This window comes from Streptomyces sp. NPDC097981, assembly GCF_040302565.1.
GTDB lineage: Bacteria > Actinomycetota > Actinomycetes > Streptomycetales > Streptomycetaceae > Streptomyces.
In genome coordinates, this window is sequence record NZ_JBEORW010000032.1 from 35,402 (window position 1) to 51,129 (window position 15,728).

Sequence of the window (15,728 nt, forward strand, 5' to 3'; positions counted from 1 at the left end):
ATCGTGGTCACGACGAAGGCCAGATCGGCCACCGTGAGCTCCTGGATGAAGTGATGAAATGGATTTCGGCCAGACGGCCGATGAAGAGCAAACCGCGAGCTCAGCCGGACGTTAAGACCTTTTGACGGACTTCATACGGGCGCACCGGAATCTTGACGCCGCCCTTACGGCAACGCAGCGCAGTGAATTGGTCACGGTGCGTCAGGTCGGCTGTAAGGACTCCCGGCCCGGCCGTATGGAGCGCGTGAGGAGTGGGGTCCCGGGCGTATGGATCCCGCCAAGGGCGCTGGGTGGTCTGCTTTTCGGCCTCGACGCTGTCCCTGTCTTTGCTCGATCGGAGGGACCGGCTTCATGGCCATGCACGCAGGTAAACCGGACACAGTGGCGGCACGGGGCCCCGGCGCGGAGGAGCCCCCCGACACCGGGGCCGACGCCTGTCACAAACTCACTGCGCTCCAGGGGCTGGCCGCGCTGTCGCTGGACGCCATGGCGTCGGTCGCGTACGGGCCCGAGGCCATCGTGCTGGTGCTGGCCGGCGCGGGGGTGTACGGGCTCGGGTTCACCCTTCCGGTCACCGTCGCGATCGCTGCGCTGCTGGCGGTGCTCGTGGCCTCGTACCGGCAGGTCATCGCCGCGTTCCCGGACGGCGGCGGCTCGTACGCCGTCGCCAAGCGTCACCTCGGGCGGCGCACCAGCCTGGTCGCCGCGGCCTCACTGATCCTCGACTACGTCCTGAACGTCGCGGTCTCCGTCACCGCCGGCGTCGCGGCTCTGACCTCGGCCTTTCCGCAGCTGTACGGCGAGCGGGTGTGGATCTGCCCGGGCATCCTGGTGCTGGTCACCGTCGTGAACCTGCGCGGCGTGGCCGATTCGGCGAAGCTGTTTCTGCTGCCGACCGCTCTGTTCGTGGGATCGATCCTCGCCATGATCGCGGTCGGGCTGTTTCGGGACGGGCCGGTGAGCACGGCCTCCGCGGCAGGTCACGCCTCCGCGCTCGGCGAGGGCGCGACCACGGTCGGCGCGCTGCTCCTGCTGAAGGCCTTCGCGGCCGGCTGTTCCGCGCTGACCGGTGTCGAGGCCGTCGCGAACGCCGTCCCGTCCTTCCGGGCCCCGGCCGCACGGCGGGCGCAGCGCACCGAGGTCGCGCTCGGCGGCCTGCTCGGCGTGATGCTGATCGGTCTGTCGGTCCTGATCGGCCGTTTCCATCTCCAGCCGGTCGAGGGTGTGACCGTCCTCGCCCAGCTCGCGGACGCCTCGTTCGGGCACAACACCGCCTTCTACGTCGTCCAGTTCGCCACGATGGTGCTGCTGGCGCTGGCTGCGAACACCTCCTTCGGCGGACTGCCCGTGCTGATGAGCCTGCTCGCCCGCGACAACCATCTGCCGCACCTCTTCGCGCTCAAGGCCGACCGTCAGGTGCACCGGCACGGGGTCCTCGCGCTCGCCGCCGTGTCCGCCGTCCTGCTCATCGCCTCCGGTGGTGACACCAACACCCTCGTCCCGCTCTTCGCGATCGGCGTGTTCGTCGGCTTCACCATCTGCCAGGTCGGCATGGTCCGCCACTGGCTCAGCGAGCACCCCGCGCGCTGGCAGGCCAAGGCCGCCCTCAACGGCTTCGGCGCGCTCCTCACCGGTGTCTCGGCAGTCGTCGTCACCGCCACCAAGTTCACCGAGGGCGCCTGGCTGATCGTCATCGCCCTGCCGCTGCTGGTCCTCGGCTTCGAGAAGATCCATCGCACGTACGCACGGATCGGGGAGCGCCTGGAGCTCGGGCGGATCCCGCAGCCCCCGACACGGGCGCGCTCGCTGGTCGTCGTACCCGTCTCCGGACTGTCGAAGCTGACGAGCAAGGCCCTGACCGCCGCCCGCTCGCTGGGCGACGAGGTCCTCGCGGTCACCGTCACCCACCCCGCCCCCGAGGACCGGCAGGCCGCCGAGGCCCTGCGCCGCGACTGGGAGCTCTGGAACCCGGGGGTCGAACTCGTCGAGGTCACCTCGATGACCCGCGCGCTCGGCCGCCCCGTCTCCGGGTACGTACGCGAGCTCGCCGAGGCCCGTCCGGGCGCGCAGGTCACCGTGCTGATCCCGGAGACCGAGCCGGCGCGCCTGTGGCAGCGGCTGCTCCAGAACCAGCGCGGGTCGGTCGTCGCGCACGCCGTGCGCAGGGACACCGACGCGGTGATCTGCCGACTGCGTTTCCGCATCAGCGACGACACGTGTTGACACCTCGTTGACGAGGCCTTGACGGCCTTCCGTACACGGACGTCAAGGATCCACCAATTCCCCCGGGTATCCGCGGAATTACTCAGAGCCGCCGGTAGATTCCTGCCCGTCCCGCCACCGGGGACCGGACCCATCCGCATGACGACGGCCTGAGGGGGCCATGCCGACAGGTCCCCGGAGGCGGGCCCCTCTGCCGCTCTCCGTTCTTCGGGCCCGATGGGCCCGCCCCGCATGCGGCCTGGGGCGACTCTGCCGATCTTCCACCAGAAGGCCACTTCATGTCTTCCGCTGCCGCGCAGCACACTCCTCCGGGTCTCGGGACTCCGCCGCGGTCGCCTGTGACCCGGCCGCCCCGCAAGCGTCCCGGCCACGCGAACATGCTGGAGCCGGAGCAGCTCGCAGCCTCGGCCCGTGAGGCGGTGCGCAAGCTCCATCCGCGTGAACTGGTTCGCAAGCCAGTGCTGTTCGTCGTTGCGGTCGGCTCCGTGCTGACCACCCTGTCCGCACTGTTGCACCCGTCGGTCTTCAGCTGGGTGATCAGCGTCTGGCTCTGGCTGACCCTGCTCTTCGCGAACCTCGCCGAGGCCGTCGCCGAAGGGCGGGGCCGCGCCCAGGCCGAGTCGCTGCGCAAGGCCCGTACGGACACGGTGGCCCTGCGGCTGAAGCACTGGACCTACGGGACCAACCTGCGCCGCGCCGAGACCGAGGCCGTCACCCCGGCCGAACTCCAGCCCTTCGACTTCGTCCTCGTCGAGGCGGGCGAGATGGTCCCGGCCGACGGCGACGTCGTGGACGGCGCCGCCATGATCGACGAGTCCGCCGTCACCGGCGAATCGGCGCCCGTGCTCCGCGAGTCGGGCGGCGACCGGTCCGGCGTCACGGGCGGTACGACCGTCCTGTCCGACTCCATCGTCATACGGGTCAGCTCGCGCCCCGGACACAGCTTCATCGACCGGATGATCGCCCTGGTCGAGGGCGCCAGCCGGCAGAAGACCCCGAACGAGATCGCGCTGAACATCCTGCTGGCCGCCATGACGGTGATCTTCGTCCTGGTCGTGGTCACCGTTCAGCCGATGGCCGCCCATGCGCGTGCCGCCCAGTCCACGGCCGTACTGGTGGCCCTTCTCGTGACGCTCATCCCCACCACCATCGGCGCGCTGCTCTCGGCGATCGGCATCGCCGGCATGGACCGGCTCGTCCAGCGCAATGTCCTGGCGATGAGCGGCCGGGCCGTTGAGGCTGCGGGCGATGTGAACACCCTGCTCCTCGACAAGACCGGCACCATCACCACCGGCAACCGGGAGGCCGAGCGCTTCATCCCGCTGCCCGGAGTCGACCACGGGAAGCTGGCGGACGCCGCCCAGCTGTCGTCGCTCGCGGACTACACCCCCGAGGGCCGTTCCGTCGTCGCCCTCGCCGAGCGGTACGGCCTGACGGCCCCGGCGGAGCACGAACTGAGCAACCCGCGCTTCGTGGAGTTCAGCGCCAAGACCCGGATGAGCGGGCTCAACCTGAGATGGGACAACGGCGTCGGCTGCGCCATCCGCAAGGGCGCCGTGCAGGAGGTCTGCGACTGGGTCACGATGCGGGGCGGGAGCGTGCCGCCCGAGGCCGCCGATTGGTCCGCTCAGGTGTCCCGGTCGGGCGGCACGCCCCTGCTCGTCGCCGCCCACGACTGGGAAGGTCCGCGGGTCCTCGGGATCATCCACCTCAAGGACGTCGTCAAGGAGGGCATCCGGGAACGCTTCGCGGAACTCCGGAGCATGGGCATCCGTACGGTCATGGTGACCGGCGACAACCCGTTGACCGCCGCGGCGATCGCCGCCGAGGCCGGGGTCGACGAGTACCTCGCCGAGGCCACCCCCGAGGACAAGATGGCCCTCATCAAGCGGGAGCAGGCCGGCGGCAGGCTCGTCGCGATGACCGGTGACGGTACGAACGACGCACCCGCGCTCGCGCAGGCGGATGTCGGCGTCGCCATGAACACGGGCACCTCGGCCGCCAAGGAGGCCGGGAACATGGTGGACCTGGACTCCAACCCCACCAAGCTCATCGAGATCGTGCGGATCGGCAAGCAGCTCCTCATCACTCGCGGTGCACTGACCACCTTCTCCATCACCAATGACGTGGCGAAGTACTTCGCGATCATCCCCGCCATGTTCACGTCTGCGTACCCGGGACTCGGCGCGCTCAACGTCATGGGCCTGCACAACCCGACCTCGGCCATCACCTCGGCCATCATCTTCAACGCCCTCATCATCGTGGCGCTGATCCCCCTCGCCCTGCGCGGCGTCCGCTACACCCCGGCCTCCGCCCACGACCTGCTCCGCCGCAACCTCGCCCTCTACGGACTCGGCGGCCTGGTCCTGCCCTTCGTCGGCATCAAGCTCATCGACCTCGTGGTGTCCACCGTCCCCGGCCTCGGATGAGTTCCGCCGAGGCCGCGCGAAGCCGGTCAGTCCCGCGCACCGTTCCCGGGAGTGGCACGGGCGGCGGCGTGTTCGCGGGGGGTGGTGGGCTCGCCGCGGCGGACCGCGCCGGGGGCGCGGGCCGCGGGGTGGTCGGCGACGGCGGCCGAGGTCAGCTGCCAGGGGACGCTCGTCACCATCACACCGGGGGTGAACAGCAGACGGCTCTTGAGCCACAGCGCGGACTGGTTGTGCAGGAGGTTCTCCCACCAGTGGCCGACGACGTACTCGGGGATGAAAACGGCGACGACGTCGCGCGGTCCCGCACGGCGGATGGAGCGTACGTACTCCACGACGGGCCTGGTGATCTCGCGATAGGGAGAGTCGAGGACCTTCAGCGGTACGTCGATCTCGAAGTCCTCCCACTGCTTCTGGAGGTGGGCGAGTCCTTCCTTGTCGACGGCGACCGTGAGGGCCTCAAGGTGCGCGGGCCGGGAGGCGCGGGCGTAGGCAAGGGCCCGCATGGTCGGTTTGTGCACGGTGGAGACCAGGACGATGGCCAGTACGCGCGAGGGCATCTGCCGTTCGGTGCGGGGGTCGATGACGGCGAGTTCGGCGGCCGTTTGGTCGTAGTGGCGGCGGATGCCGCGCATCATCAGCCACAGCAGGACGGCGGCGAGCACCGCCAGCCAGGCGCCCTGGGTGAACTTCGTCGCGAGCACGATGACCAGGACCAGACCGGTGACGACCGCGCCCGTGGCGTTGATGACGCGGGCCAGCCGGTGGCGGCGGCGCAGGGCCGGGTCGGTCTCGGTGCGCAGTGCGCTGTTCCAGTGCCGGACCATGCCGGTCTGGGAGAGCGTGAAAGAGGTGAAGACGCCGAGGATGTACAGGTGGATGAGGCTGGTGACGTTCGCCTTGTAGCCCCACAGGAGCAGTCCGGCGACGAGGGCCAGGGCCAGGATGCCGTTGGAGAAGGCGAGCCGGTCGCCCCGGTTGTGCAGCTGGCGCGGCAGATAGCGGTGCTGGGCGAGGATCGAGGCAAGCAGCGGGAAGCCGTTGAAGGCGGTGTTCGCGGCCAGGATCAGGATCAGGGCGGTGGCGGCTTGGATGTAGTAGAAGCCGAAACTGTTGTTGCCGCCGAAGACGGCTGACGCCAGCTGGGCGATGACGGTGCGCTGGGTGTAGCCCTCGCAGCCGGCAAGGCCGATGAGCCGGCAGGAGTCTTCGGTGATGTGCACCTTGGAGATGATCGCGAGGGCCGTGACCCCGGCGAACATGGTGACGGCGATGATGCCCATCGCGGCCATCGTGGCCGCCGCGTTCTTCGACTTGGGCTTGCGGAACGCGGGTACGCCGTTGGAGATCGCCTCCACGCCGGTCAGCGCCGTACAGCCGCTGGAGAAGGCACGCAGGACCAGCATCAGCAGCGCCAGGCCCGCCAGGTTCGCGTCCCCCTCTGCCGGCTCGATGCCGTAGGCCGCGCTCTCGGCGACCGGGGCGTCGCCTATGAGGTAGCGGAACAGGCCGGTGCCGGCCATGATCAGCACGCCGCCGATGAAGAGGTAGGTGGGGGCGGCGAACAGCTGGCCGGACTCCCTCACTCCGCGCAGGTTCATTGCGGTCAGCAGGGCCACGAAGCCCACGGCCATCAGCACCCGGTATTCGGCCAGCGAGGGCAGCGCCGAGATGATGTTGTCCACGCCGGAGGCGACCGAGACCGCCACGGTCATCACGTAGTCGACCAGCAGCGACGCGGCGACCACCAGGCCGGCCGAGGGCCCGAGGTTCGTCGAAGCCACCTCGTACGAGCCACCGCCGCTCGGGTAGGCGTTGACCACCTGGCGGTACGAGAGCACGACCACCGTCATCAGTGCGATGACCGCGGCCGCGATCCACGGAGTGAAATGCAGATAGGCCAGACCGCCGAGGGTCAGGACCAGCAGGATCTCCTGCGTGGCGTACGCGACCGAGGACAGCGGGTCGGAAGCGAAGATCGGCAGGGCGAGCCGTTTGGGCAGCAGCGTCTCGCCCAGCTCCTCGCTCCGCTTGGCCCGGCCGATCACCAGGCGTTTGAGGACCTCGGGCACGTTGAGCACAGCGTGAGCGTAAGCCGACCTGCTCGTCCTCTCGACTGCCCATGGCCTCCGCGGCGCAGCACCGCGGGGTCCCGGATCCCGGTTTCCGCAGGTCAGCCTCCCATGTGCCGGGATGACACAGCAGTGGATGGGCGTTCCGCCATCGGCGTGAGAGCGGCCTGCCACGCATGTGCGCAGGACCGGGGCTGCGGCGCCGTTTCGATGCCGGCAACGTCTCATCAGCAACCCGTCAAGATCCGCTGAATCAGCCCGTTGTGCTTCTAGCCTCTGCCCATGGGACGCCGCATCGACGGATACATGCAGTCACCCGCGGCCGAGGCCGTGGCGCACGACAAGGACTGGGCCGGCGCGCTGTGTACCGCGGGCGTGTGCGCCGCGCTCCTCCTGGCCCTCCTGCTGCTGGTCGACATGGTCGGCGGAGCACTCACGGCACCCCGAGCCGCGCTGTGGGGCGGGCTTGCGGCGCTGCTGTTCGTCGTTCTGCTGCCGGACCGTGTCACGGCCGGCCCGTGCTGGCTGGCCTGCCGTGGGCTCCTGCGGGAGAAGCGGGTGCGGACGGACCGGCTGGTGTCCGTGCGCTGGTCGGGCGGGGACTCGCAGCGCCTGGTGCTCCGGGACATCCACGGCGTACGTCTTGAGCTGGACACGAAGGTGCTCACGGCCAATCCCCGCATCTGGCAGCTGCTGGAGCGAGGCGCCCATGCCTCCCGTGAACGCGGGGTCCTGACTTTCGGAGAAACGGATTGGCGGCAGCTGTCCCGGCAGATCGACCGTGACACCGCGCATCTCGTCTTCAAGGTCTCCGGCCTGCAATAGGCCCAGCGGCCGACACGCGTGCCGCTCACGGCCCGGTGCGCGTCGGCGTTAAGAACGCGTCAGGATCGGACCCTGCCCGTGCGCGGATAACCGCCTTCCGTACGCTTGCCCAGCCGTCGCATCGATGGCCGAATGCAAGCCGTACGAAGGAGTACCAGCGATGGCCGCGCCCGTCGTCCCCACCAGCCGCCTGCGAGCGTGGCTGCTTGAGGGCCTGACCGAGCAGATGAAACACCGGTCAGGCCCTCAGCCCGAGAAATCCAGCGCGCCCGGTGAGTCCGGCAAGACGGCAAAGTCCGGGACCGCGGTTCACGGGCGGCCGTGGTGGCGGGTGATGTGCCTGACGGGCCTCGACTACTTCTCGACGCTGGGCTACCAGCCCGGTATCGCGGCACTGGCCGCCGGACTGCTGTCGCCGGTGGCCACGATCGTGCTGGTGATACTCACGCTCTTCGGAGCACTTCCGGTCTACCGGCGGGTGGCTGAGGAGAGCCCGCACGGCGAGGGCTCGATCGCGATGCTGGAGCGGCTGCTGTCGTTCTGGAAGGGCAAGCTGTTCGTCCTGACCCTGCTCGGGTTCGCGGCGACCGACTTCCTGATCACCATCACCCTCTCCGCGGCCGACGCCACCGCGCACCTGGTGGAGAACCCGCACTTCACCAGCATGCTGGGCGGCCATCAGATGGTCATCACCCTGATCATGGTCGCCCTGCTCGGGGCCGTGTTCCTCAAGGGGTTCAGCGAAGCCATCGGCGTGGCCGTGGTCCTGGTGATCTCCTACCTCGCGCTGAACGTCGTCGTCATCGCGGTCGGACTGTGGCAGGTGATCACCGAGCCGCACGTCATAGCCGACTGGTCGGACGCACTGACCACTCAGCACGGCAACGTGTTCATGATGATCGCCATCGCGCTCCTGGTGTTCCCCAAGCTGGCGCTCGGCATGTCCGGGTTCGAGACCGGCGTGGCCGTCATGCCGCACGTCCAGGGCGACCCGGACGACACCGACGCGAAGCCCGCCGGCCGCATCCGGGACACCAAGAAGCTGCTGACCACGGCTGCCGTGATCATGAGCGTCTTCCTCATCACCAGCAGCTTCGTCACGACCCTGCTGATCCCGGCCGACGAGTTCAAGGCGGGCGGCGAGGCCAACGGCCGCGCCTTGGCCTACCTGGCCCACGAACACCTCGGATCGGCCTTCGGCACGGTCTACGACATCTCGACCATCCTGATCCTCTGGTTCGCCGGCTCCTCGGCCATGGCCGGCCTGCTGAACCTGATGCCGCGCTACCTGCCCCGCTACGGCATGGCACCCCACTGGGCCCGCGCCCTACGCCCGATGGTCATCGTGTTCACGCTCATCGCGTTCCTGGTGACCTGGCTCTTCGACGCCGACGTCGACGCCCAGGGCGGCGCCTACGCCACCGGTGTCCTGGTCCTGTTCACCTCGGCATCCGTCGCGGTGACCATCGCCGCCCGCCGGGCCGGGGAACGCGGCTGGACCATCGGCTTCGCCGTGATCTCTGCGGTCCTGGTCTACACGACCGCGGTGAACGTCGTCGAACGCCCCGACGGCGTGAAGATCGGCGCCTGCTTCATCGCCGGCATCATGGCCCTCTCCCTCCTCTCCCGCCTCGCCCGCGTCTTCGAACTGCGCGTCACCCACGTCGAACTGGACGACATGGCCGAGCGGTTCATCCGCGACACCGCCAACCGCACCATCCGCTTCATCGCCAACGAACCCGACCGGCGCGACAAAGCCGAGTACCGGGACAAGGTCCGGCAGACTCGGGACGACAACGACATCCCGGCCGGCGACGACGTCCTGTTCGTCGAGGTCACCGTCCTGGACCCGTCCGAGTTCGAATCCGGGCTGCGCGTACGGGGCGAGGTACTGCACGACCGCTACCGGGTGCTGACCCTGGAGAGCTCCGCCGTCCCCAACGCCCTGGCGGCCCTGCTCCTGCACGTCCGCGACACCACGGGGCAGCGGCCGCACATCTACTTCGAGTGGACCGAGGGCAACCCGATGGCCAACTTCCTCCGCTTCTTCCTCTTCGGACAGGGTGAAGTCGCTCCCGTCACGCGCGAGGTCATCCGCGAGGCAGAGCCCGACCGCGGCCGCCGCCCCCACGTCCACGCCGGCTGACAGCGGACCGGCTGTCATTGCCGCCGTCGACTGTGGCCCCCGGTGATCGGGGAGCGGATGCGGCAGTGCAGCCCCACTCGTTTCAGCCGCGGGATCCGTGGGAACACGTAGGCCGCCCGGCCGCAGCAACCCCCTGGAGCTGCGAGCCGAGCGGCCCTTGTGTCATGCGACGGCCACGAGTGGGAGCACGGTCACGTCGCTCCGGCCCCCCACGGTCCGGCCACGCGTCATCCCGGCGGTGTCAGGTCCACTGCCCTTCAGTCGCCCACGAACCCGTCTCGGGCTTCCGTCGCGAGATCATTCTGCTCGACCGCCAGGCCTTCAGGAGCACTTCTTGACGCGCCCCTGCCGCGGAGCCGGCCATCCTTGACGCCTTGTTGACGGCTCCCGGTCACCGCACGTCAGAAGCCCGTCAAAGCCGGGCCCGGGATCTTGCCGGGAAGCATTCCGATGCGCTGGGATGAGTCCGTGAACAGCGGTCCGCGCTACGAAGACCGGCCACCGTCATGGCGGAGCCGTGCCATGGTGGCGCAGGTGCCGCCGGCAGCGCCCGCTGCCCGCCCGGCCTTCTGAAACCGGCCGCGCGTCGTCCGCTCCACGTACCTGCCACCGGCTCGCCGAAGCCGGTGACAGCAGCGACGTAGGGGTTTCTCACCTTTCCCCGCATGACCTGAGCCCACGCCCGCCGCTCCGCGCCGGGGTGCTGGGCGTACGCGTCATGCCTGCATCCAGGAACCGACATGTCTGCAACCCTTTTTTCCGGCCGCACCGTGCTCGTCACCGGAGCCACCACCGGCATCGGCTTCGAAGCCGCCCGCATGCTCGCCGAGAGCGGCGCCACCGTCCTCCTCCACGGCCGAACCCCCGAGGAGGCCCAGGCCGCCACCGACCGGCTGATCGCCGCCGCGGGCATCGACGGCGCGCTCCTGCACCCGCTCTCCGCCGACTTCTCCCGCCTGGAGGAGGTCGAGAACATGGCCCACGCGGTGGTCCGGAACCACCCTCTGCTGCACGCGCTGGTCAACAACGCCGCGATGGCCGCCCCCGAGCGCCACACGCTCACCGCCGACGGCAACGAGATCGCCTTCCAGGTGAACTTCCTGGCCCACTACCTCCTCACCAACCTGCTGGAGCCGGCCCTGACCAGCGACCCCGGCGGCCGCGTCGTCAACGTCTCCTCCTCCCTGCACCGCACCGGCGCCATCCAGTGGAACGACCCCCAGCGCATCCGGCGTTACGCCCGCCTCGCCGCGTACGCGCAGTCCCAGCTGGCGCTGACCGTCTTCGCCGCCGATCCGCGCGTCACGGCTGTCTCCGTCGACCCGGGTGTCTGCGAGACCGGCTTGCTCCCCCTCTACGGACACGAGGGCGCACCGGCTGCCGAGGGTGCGGCACATGTCGTACGCCTCTGCGACCCGGCCGTCGAGATCGTCAACGGCGCCTACTACGACCGCTCCGAGCGTGTCGCCCCGGCCCCGGCTGCCACCGAGGACCGCACCGTCAAGCGCCTCAACAAGCTCGCCGACCTGCTCGTCGGCCACACCGCCTGAAGGGATCCCACGCCGTGTCCAAGCGCGCACGCAAGAAGAGGGCCCGCCGCAAGAAGGGCGCCAACCACGGCCGCAGGCCCGGCCGGTAAGCCACTCTCCTCCCCGCGGGGCGGCCCTCCGAGGCTTCATACGGGTTCCCGGAAGGCTTCAGCGGAATTCGGCGAGGCGCGGCCGCAGCCCGAATACGATCAATCCGGCTGCGAGCAGCAGCGCGACGCCGGCCGCGGGCGCCAAGGTGACGAGGGAGTCACGGCCTTCTGCCGTCGCCCGGTCGAAGTGCGACCGGTTGATGGCGATAACCTGGTCGAGGGCCTTCATCCACGCTCCGAAGTGCGCGTTGGAGGTGTCCGACGCCCAGCCGACGCAGAAGACGATGGCTTCCGCCTGCTTCCCCTCCCCCACCAGCTTCCGTAAGGTCCGGTCGTCGTGCTCATAGACGGCATACGCCTCGACGGCCTTCTCGGCGGCGTCCCGCTCACCGGCGAAGGTGATGTTGTCGAGCTCGCGACGGAATTCACCGGAGAAGCGCTTGTCGTGCCGGTCCGACCGGTAGGCGGCCCAGGTCTCGGCGAGCTTCGCGTCGTACGTGGGCAGGCTCGCGCCCTCGATCCCGTACAGCTGCTGCGACTTGTCGTGGAAGGACTCCTCGTAGCCCGCCCTGCGGGACGGGTCGAGGAGGTAGCGGCTCTCGTCCGCGTTGGCGTCGTAGCCGATCGCCTTGGCCCGCGACAACGCGACCACCGAATCGAAGGAGTCCCGACGCGCGACCTTCATCCGGTCGTCGTTGAGCGAGAGGAGCTGCGCGCCGGACAGCACAGCGACCACGGCGCACAGGGTGGCGGCGGCCAGGGCCGGATTGAAGACCCGTTGGAAGCGACGGGCGAGACGCACCTGGAACAGGACGAGCGCGGCAATCAGCAGTACGCCCAGGACGGCTTCGGCGACCCGCTGCACTGCGAGGTCGCCGCGGGTTCCGTCGTACATCCGGTTGTAGACCCGGTTGTTGGCGTCGACCAGCTCACGCGACTCCGGTAGCAGCCGCGCCGAGAGGAGGTCGGTCGCCGTCCGGTAGTCCGCGCGGGCGGCGTCCTTGCCGCCGGGGTGCTCGTCGTTCTCCAGGGCCCGCCCGATCAGCTCCTGGTAGTGCGCGAAGTCGTCGGTGATGGTGATGACGGTGTTCTCGGTGGCCTTGTCGCCCTCGGCGGCCGCGGAAAGCGTGCGCAGGGAGCGGCTGATGGTCTCCTGAGCCGCCGTGTAGAACCCGGTGGCCTTGGCGTACGACTCGTCGAGCCGCCCCTTGCCCATGCCCGATTCCCCGCTGGACAGAAGGATGTTGGCGGCTTGGGCGTCCATGTCGTTGAGCGCCAGGTTGAGCTGGGTGGCGGCGACCGTACGGGGTGCACTGCGCTGGACGGTCTCGTCCCAGGCGCCGGACATCCCGAGCGAGGCCACACCGAGCAGGAGGAGCAGGCCGGCGGCGAGCAGCAGGCACGAGGCACGGCCCAGGCGCAGCCGACCGGGAAGGGACTCCCCGTAGCGGTCGACCAGGTACCGGACGAGCCGGGCGACGGGGATGGGAGCCCGTCGCCTCGGCCGTCCTGTCCGCAGCCCCCCTCGGGCCGGCGGGCGCGGGATCTCCCCCTCAAGAGCGGGGGGTGCGTGGTGCGTTCCGGTGGTTTCCGGAACCCCCGCTCCCGAATGCTGCTCGGTACCGGCGGTGATCGTCACTCGCCCTCCAGCCTCACACCACGGACCGCTCGTGCGATCCCGTGCAGCAGAAAGCATGGGGCTCAGTCGTTCGATTCAGGCCAGTTGTTAACGGGCCCCTGATGCCGGAGCCGTAGGTTTGACGTGTTCTTGACGGGATCCATGCGCTCCCGTATCAGGGCAGGTCAGTACGGGCGCCCCGGCCTTCGGCAGTGGCTGCGGTGAGCGGCTGGGCAGCAGGCAGGGCGAGGACCATGGTGAGCCCGCCTCCAGGAGTGTCTTCGGGCGTGAGTTTGCCGGCCATGGCTTCGGTGAGGCCTCGCGACAGCGCGAGGCCGAGCCCGACGCCGGTGGTGTTGTCCGTGTCCCCCAGGCGCTGGAACGGCACGAAGGCCTTCTCCCGGTCAGCGGCGGGCAGCCCCGGACCCCGGTCGACGATCCGGAACTCGACACGGTCGGCGAGCGCGCTCGCCGTCAGCAGGACGGGCGTACCCCGGGGGGCGTGGCGGGCCGCGTTGCCGAGGAGGTTGGCGACCACCCGCTCCAGCAGGGGTGGGTCGGCCAGCACGGCGGGAACCGTGTCCAGCCCCCGGACTTCGATCACGGGCGCGTCGGGCGGCAGGGACTCCAGTGCCGCCGGCAGCACCTCTTCCAGGACGGTGGGGCGCAGGCTCAGGGTCAGCGCCCCGGCCTGGAGGCGGCTCATGTCGAGGAGGTTCTCGATCAGCCGGCTGAGGCGCGCCATCGACTCGTCGGCGGTGGCCAGGAGTTCGGCCCGGTCCTCCTCGCTGAACTCCACGTCGCTGCTGCGCAGGGAGCTGATGGCCGCCCAGCCTCCGGCGAGCGGGGTGCGCAGGTCGTGGCTGACGGCGGCGAGCAGCGCCGTACGCATCCGGTCGGCGGCCTTGACGGGCTCGATCTCGGCAGCCGCCTCGGCGAGCCGGGCCCGCTCGACGGCAGCGGCGACGTGCGCGGCGAAGGCGGTGAGGACCCGCCGCTCGGAGGACGGCAGCGTACGGCCACGCAGGACCAGGTACGCATCCTGCCCGATCGGCACCCGAACGACGGGGACTCGCCCGGCGCCGTCGCTCATGGGATCGGGTTCGTTCACCAACTCGACGGAGTCCATGGCGAAGGTCTCCCTCGCCCGCTCCAGGAGTGCTGGAACCGTCTGGTCTCCTCGGACGATCGATCCGGCCAGCGAGGAGAGCGTCTCGGCTTCGGCCGTCGCCCTCGCCGAGCGACGCGACAGCCGAAGCGACCGGTCCACCACTGCGGCCACCGTGCCGGCGACCACGGCGAACACCACAGTGGCCAGCAGGCTGTCGAGTGTCGTCGTGAAAGCCCCCGTAGGCGGTATGAACCAGTAGTTGAGCAGCAGCGAGGCGGTCACCGACGCGACAACGGCGGAGACCACCCCGCCCACACAGGCCACACCCACGACGGTGAGCAGGAAGAGCAGGGCCTCGCTCGTGAGGTTCAGGCTCCCCCGTGTGTGGTCGAGCAGGAAGGTGAGGGCGATGGGAAGCACCAGCCCCGAGACCGGCCCCGCGATCAGCCGTGACGTCGGCAGCGTGCGCCGCCGCGACTGCAGCAGGCGCCCGCCGCCCGCCCGTTCATGGGTGACCATGTGGACGTCGATGTCCTCGGAGTGCCCCACGACCGTCTCCCCGATGCCGCGTCCGGTGAGGAAGCGCTCCACGCGGCTGCGCCTGCTGGTGCCGAGCACCAGCTGGGTCGCGTTCTCGGCACGGGCGAACTCCAGCAGGGCGGTGGGGACATCGTCCCCGACCACGGAGTGGTAGCTGCCGCCGAGGCTCTCGACGAGCGCCCGTTGCCGGGCTAGCGAGGCGGACGAGGCCCCGGCGGCCAGGCCGTCACTCCGGGCGATGTGCACGGCGAGCAGGTCGCCGCCGGCGGACCGGGCGGCGATCCGGGCGGCCCTGCGGATGAGCGTCGCCCCCTCCGGGCCGCCGGTGAGGGCGACGACGACACGCTCCCGGGTCTCCCACACCCCGCCGATGCCGTGTTCCGAACGGTACTTCTGCAACGCCTCGTCGACCCGCCCCGCCACCCACAGCAAGGCCAGCTCACGCAGGGCGGTGAGATTCCCGACGCGGAAGTAGTTCGCCAGCGCCGCGTCCACCTTCTCCGGCGCGTAGATGTCGCCGTGGGCCATGCGGCGCCGCAGCCCCTCGGCGGGCATGTCCACCAACTCGATCTCGTCGGCACGGCGGACCACGTCGTCGGGCACCGTCTCGTGCTGCGGCACCTTGGTGATCTTCTCGACCACGTCGTTGAGGGAGTCCAGGTGCTGGATGTTCACCGTGGTGACGACGTCGATCCCCGCGGCCAGCAGCTCCTCGATGTCCTGCCACCGCTTGGCATGGCGCCCACCGGGCACATTGCTGTGCGGGAGCTCGTCGACCAGGGCCACCTCCGGCCGCCGCGCAAGGACCGCATCCAGGTCCATCTCCTCGAACGGACTGCCCCGATACGTACGCGGGGAGCGAGGCACGACCTCAAGGCCGTCGAGCTTCTCCTCCGTGCGGCGGCGGCCGTGGCACTCGACGAACGCCACCACCACATCCGTACCGCGCTCCGCCCTGCGCCGCCCCTCGTCGAGCATCCGGCAGGTCTTGCCCACCCCGGGCGCTGCACCGAGAAAGACCTTCAGCCTCCCGAACCGCACATCCGTCACCGCCACCGAACCCGCCTCCGCATCCCGGACACCCGCGTCTGCCGGGCATGCCGTATCGAGGTCATCATCAGGTGAGAT

The 15,728-nt window shown here is 69.9% G+C and carries 9 protein-coding genes; 6 read left to right on the forward strand and 3 right to left on the reverse strand.

Translation table 11 applies throughout. From position 1 onward, the window contains the following. The first annotated feature begins 351 nt into the window (after positions 1 to 351). Positions 352 to 2,223, forward strand: a complete 1,872-nt coding sequence (locus ABTY04_RS27385; RefSeq protein ID WP_352216058.1) for an APC family permease — start codon at positions 352 to 354, stop codon at positions 2,221 to 2,223. 278 nt (positions 2,224 to 2,501) lie between these two features. After that, entirely contained in the window at positions 2,502 to 4,652 is a 2,151-nt protein-coding gene (gene kdpB, locus ABTY04_RS27390) for a potassium-transporting ATPase subunit KdpB (RefSeq protein ID WP_502996730.1), read from the forward strand. Between the two features lie 26 nt (positions 4,653 to 4,678). Here the strand turns inward: kdpB and ABTY04_RS27395 are convergent, their stop codons facing one another. Next, a complete protein-coding gene (locus ABTY04_RS27395; RefSeq protein ID WP_352216059.1) occupies positions 4,679 to 6,730 on the reverse strand; it encodes an APC family permease in 2,052 nt (683 codons plus the stop codon). A gap of 273 nt (positions 6,731 to 7,003) precedes the next feature. On the opposite strand from ABTY04_RS27395, the gene ABTY04_RS27400 reads away from it, so the two are divergent. From ABTY04_RS27400 to ABTY04_RS41215, 4 genes are all read left to right on the forward strand, one after another. Continuing rightward, complete coding sequence (locus ABTY04_RS27400) at positions 7,004 to 7,546, forward strand: hypothetical protein (protein ID WP_352216060.1); 543 nt, start codon at positions 7,004 to 7,006, stop codon at positions 7,544 to 7,546. Positions 7,547 to 7,706: 160 nt separating this feature from the next. After that, on the forward strand, positions 7,707 to 9,692 hold the full coding sequence (locus tag ABTY04_RS27405) for an APC family permease (RefSeq protein ID WP_352216061.1): 1,986 nt from the start codon (positions 7,707 to 7,709) through the stop codon (positions 9,690 to 9,692). A gap of 740 nt (positions 9,693 to 10,432) precedes the next feature. Then, positions 10,433 to 11,242 carry an SDR family NAD(P)-dependent oxidoreductase gene (locus tag ABTY04_RS27410; RefSeq protein WP_352216062.1) on the forward strand — a complete coding sequence of 270 codons (810 nt, stop codon included), beginning with the start codon at positions 10,433 to 10,435 and terminating at the stop codon, positions 11,240 to 11,242. A 14-nt stretch (positions 11,243 to 11,256) separates the two neighbouring features. Next, a complete protein-coding gene (locus tag ABTY04_RS41215; RefSeq protein WP_502996732.1) occupies positions 11,257 to 11,331 on the forward strand; it encodes a 50S ribosomal protein bL37 in 75 nt (24 codons plus the stop codon). A gap of 58 nt (positions 11,332 to 11,389) precedes the next feature. On the opposite strand, the gene ABTY04_RS27415 is transcribed toward ABTY04_RS41215, so the two are convergent. Continuing rightward, complete coding sequence (locus tag ABTY04_RS27415; RefSeq protein ID WP_352216063.1) at positions 11,390 to 12,970, reverse strand: GlnX family signal transduction membrane protein; 1,581 nt, start codon at positions 12,968 to 12,970, stop codon at positions 11,390 to 11,392. A gap of 154 nt (positions 12,971 to 13,124) precedes the next feature. Continuing rightward, positions 13,125 to 15,650, reverse strand: a complete 2,526-nt coding sequence (locus tag ABTY04_RS27420) for a sensor histidine kinase (RefSeq protein WP_352216109.1) — start codon at positions 15,648 to 15,650, stop codon at positions 13,125 to 13,127. Positions 15,651 to 15,728 lie beyond the last annotated feature (78 nt).

Bases quoted from the DNA above. Each gene is read 5' to 3' on its own strand.
- ABTY04_RS27410 (WP_352216062.1), top strand. From the start codon at position 10,433: ATGTCTGCAACCCTTTTTTCCGGCCGCACCGTGCTCGTCACCGGAGCC.
- ABTY04_RS27400 (WP_352216060.1), top strand. From the start codon at position 7,004: ATGGGACGCCGCATCGACGGATACATGCAGTCACCCGCGGCCGAGGCC.
- ABTY04_RS27405 (WP_352216061.1), top strand. From the start codon at position 7,707: ATGGCCGCGCCCGTCGTCCCCACCAGCCGCCTGCGAGCGTGGCTGCTT.
- kdpB (WP_502996730.1), top strand. From the start codon at position 2,502: ATGTCTTCCGCTGCCGCGCAGCACACTCCTCCGGGTCTCGGGACTCCG.
- ABTY04_RS27385 (WP_352216058.1), top strand. From the start codon at position 352: ATGGCCATGCACGCAGGTAAACCGGACACAGTGGCGGCACGGGGCCCC.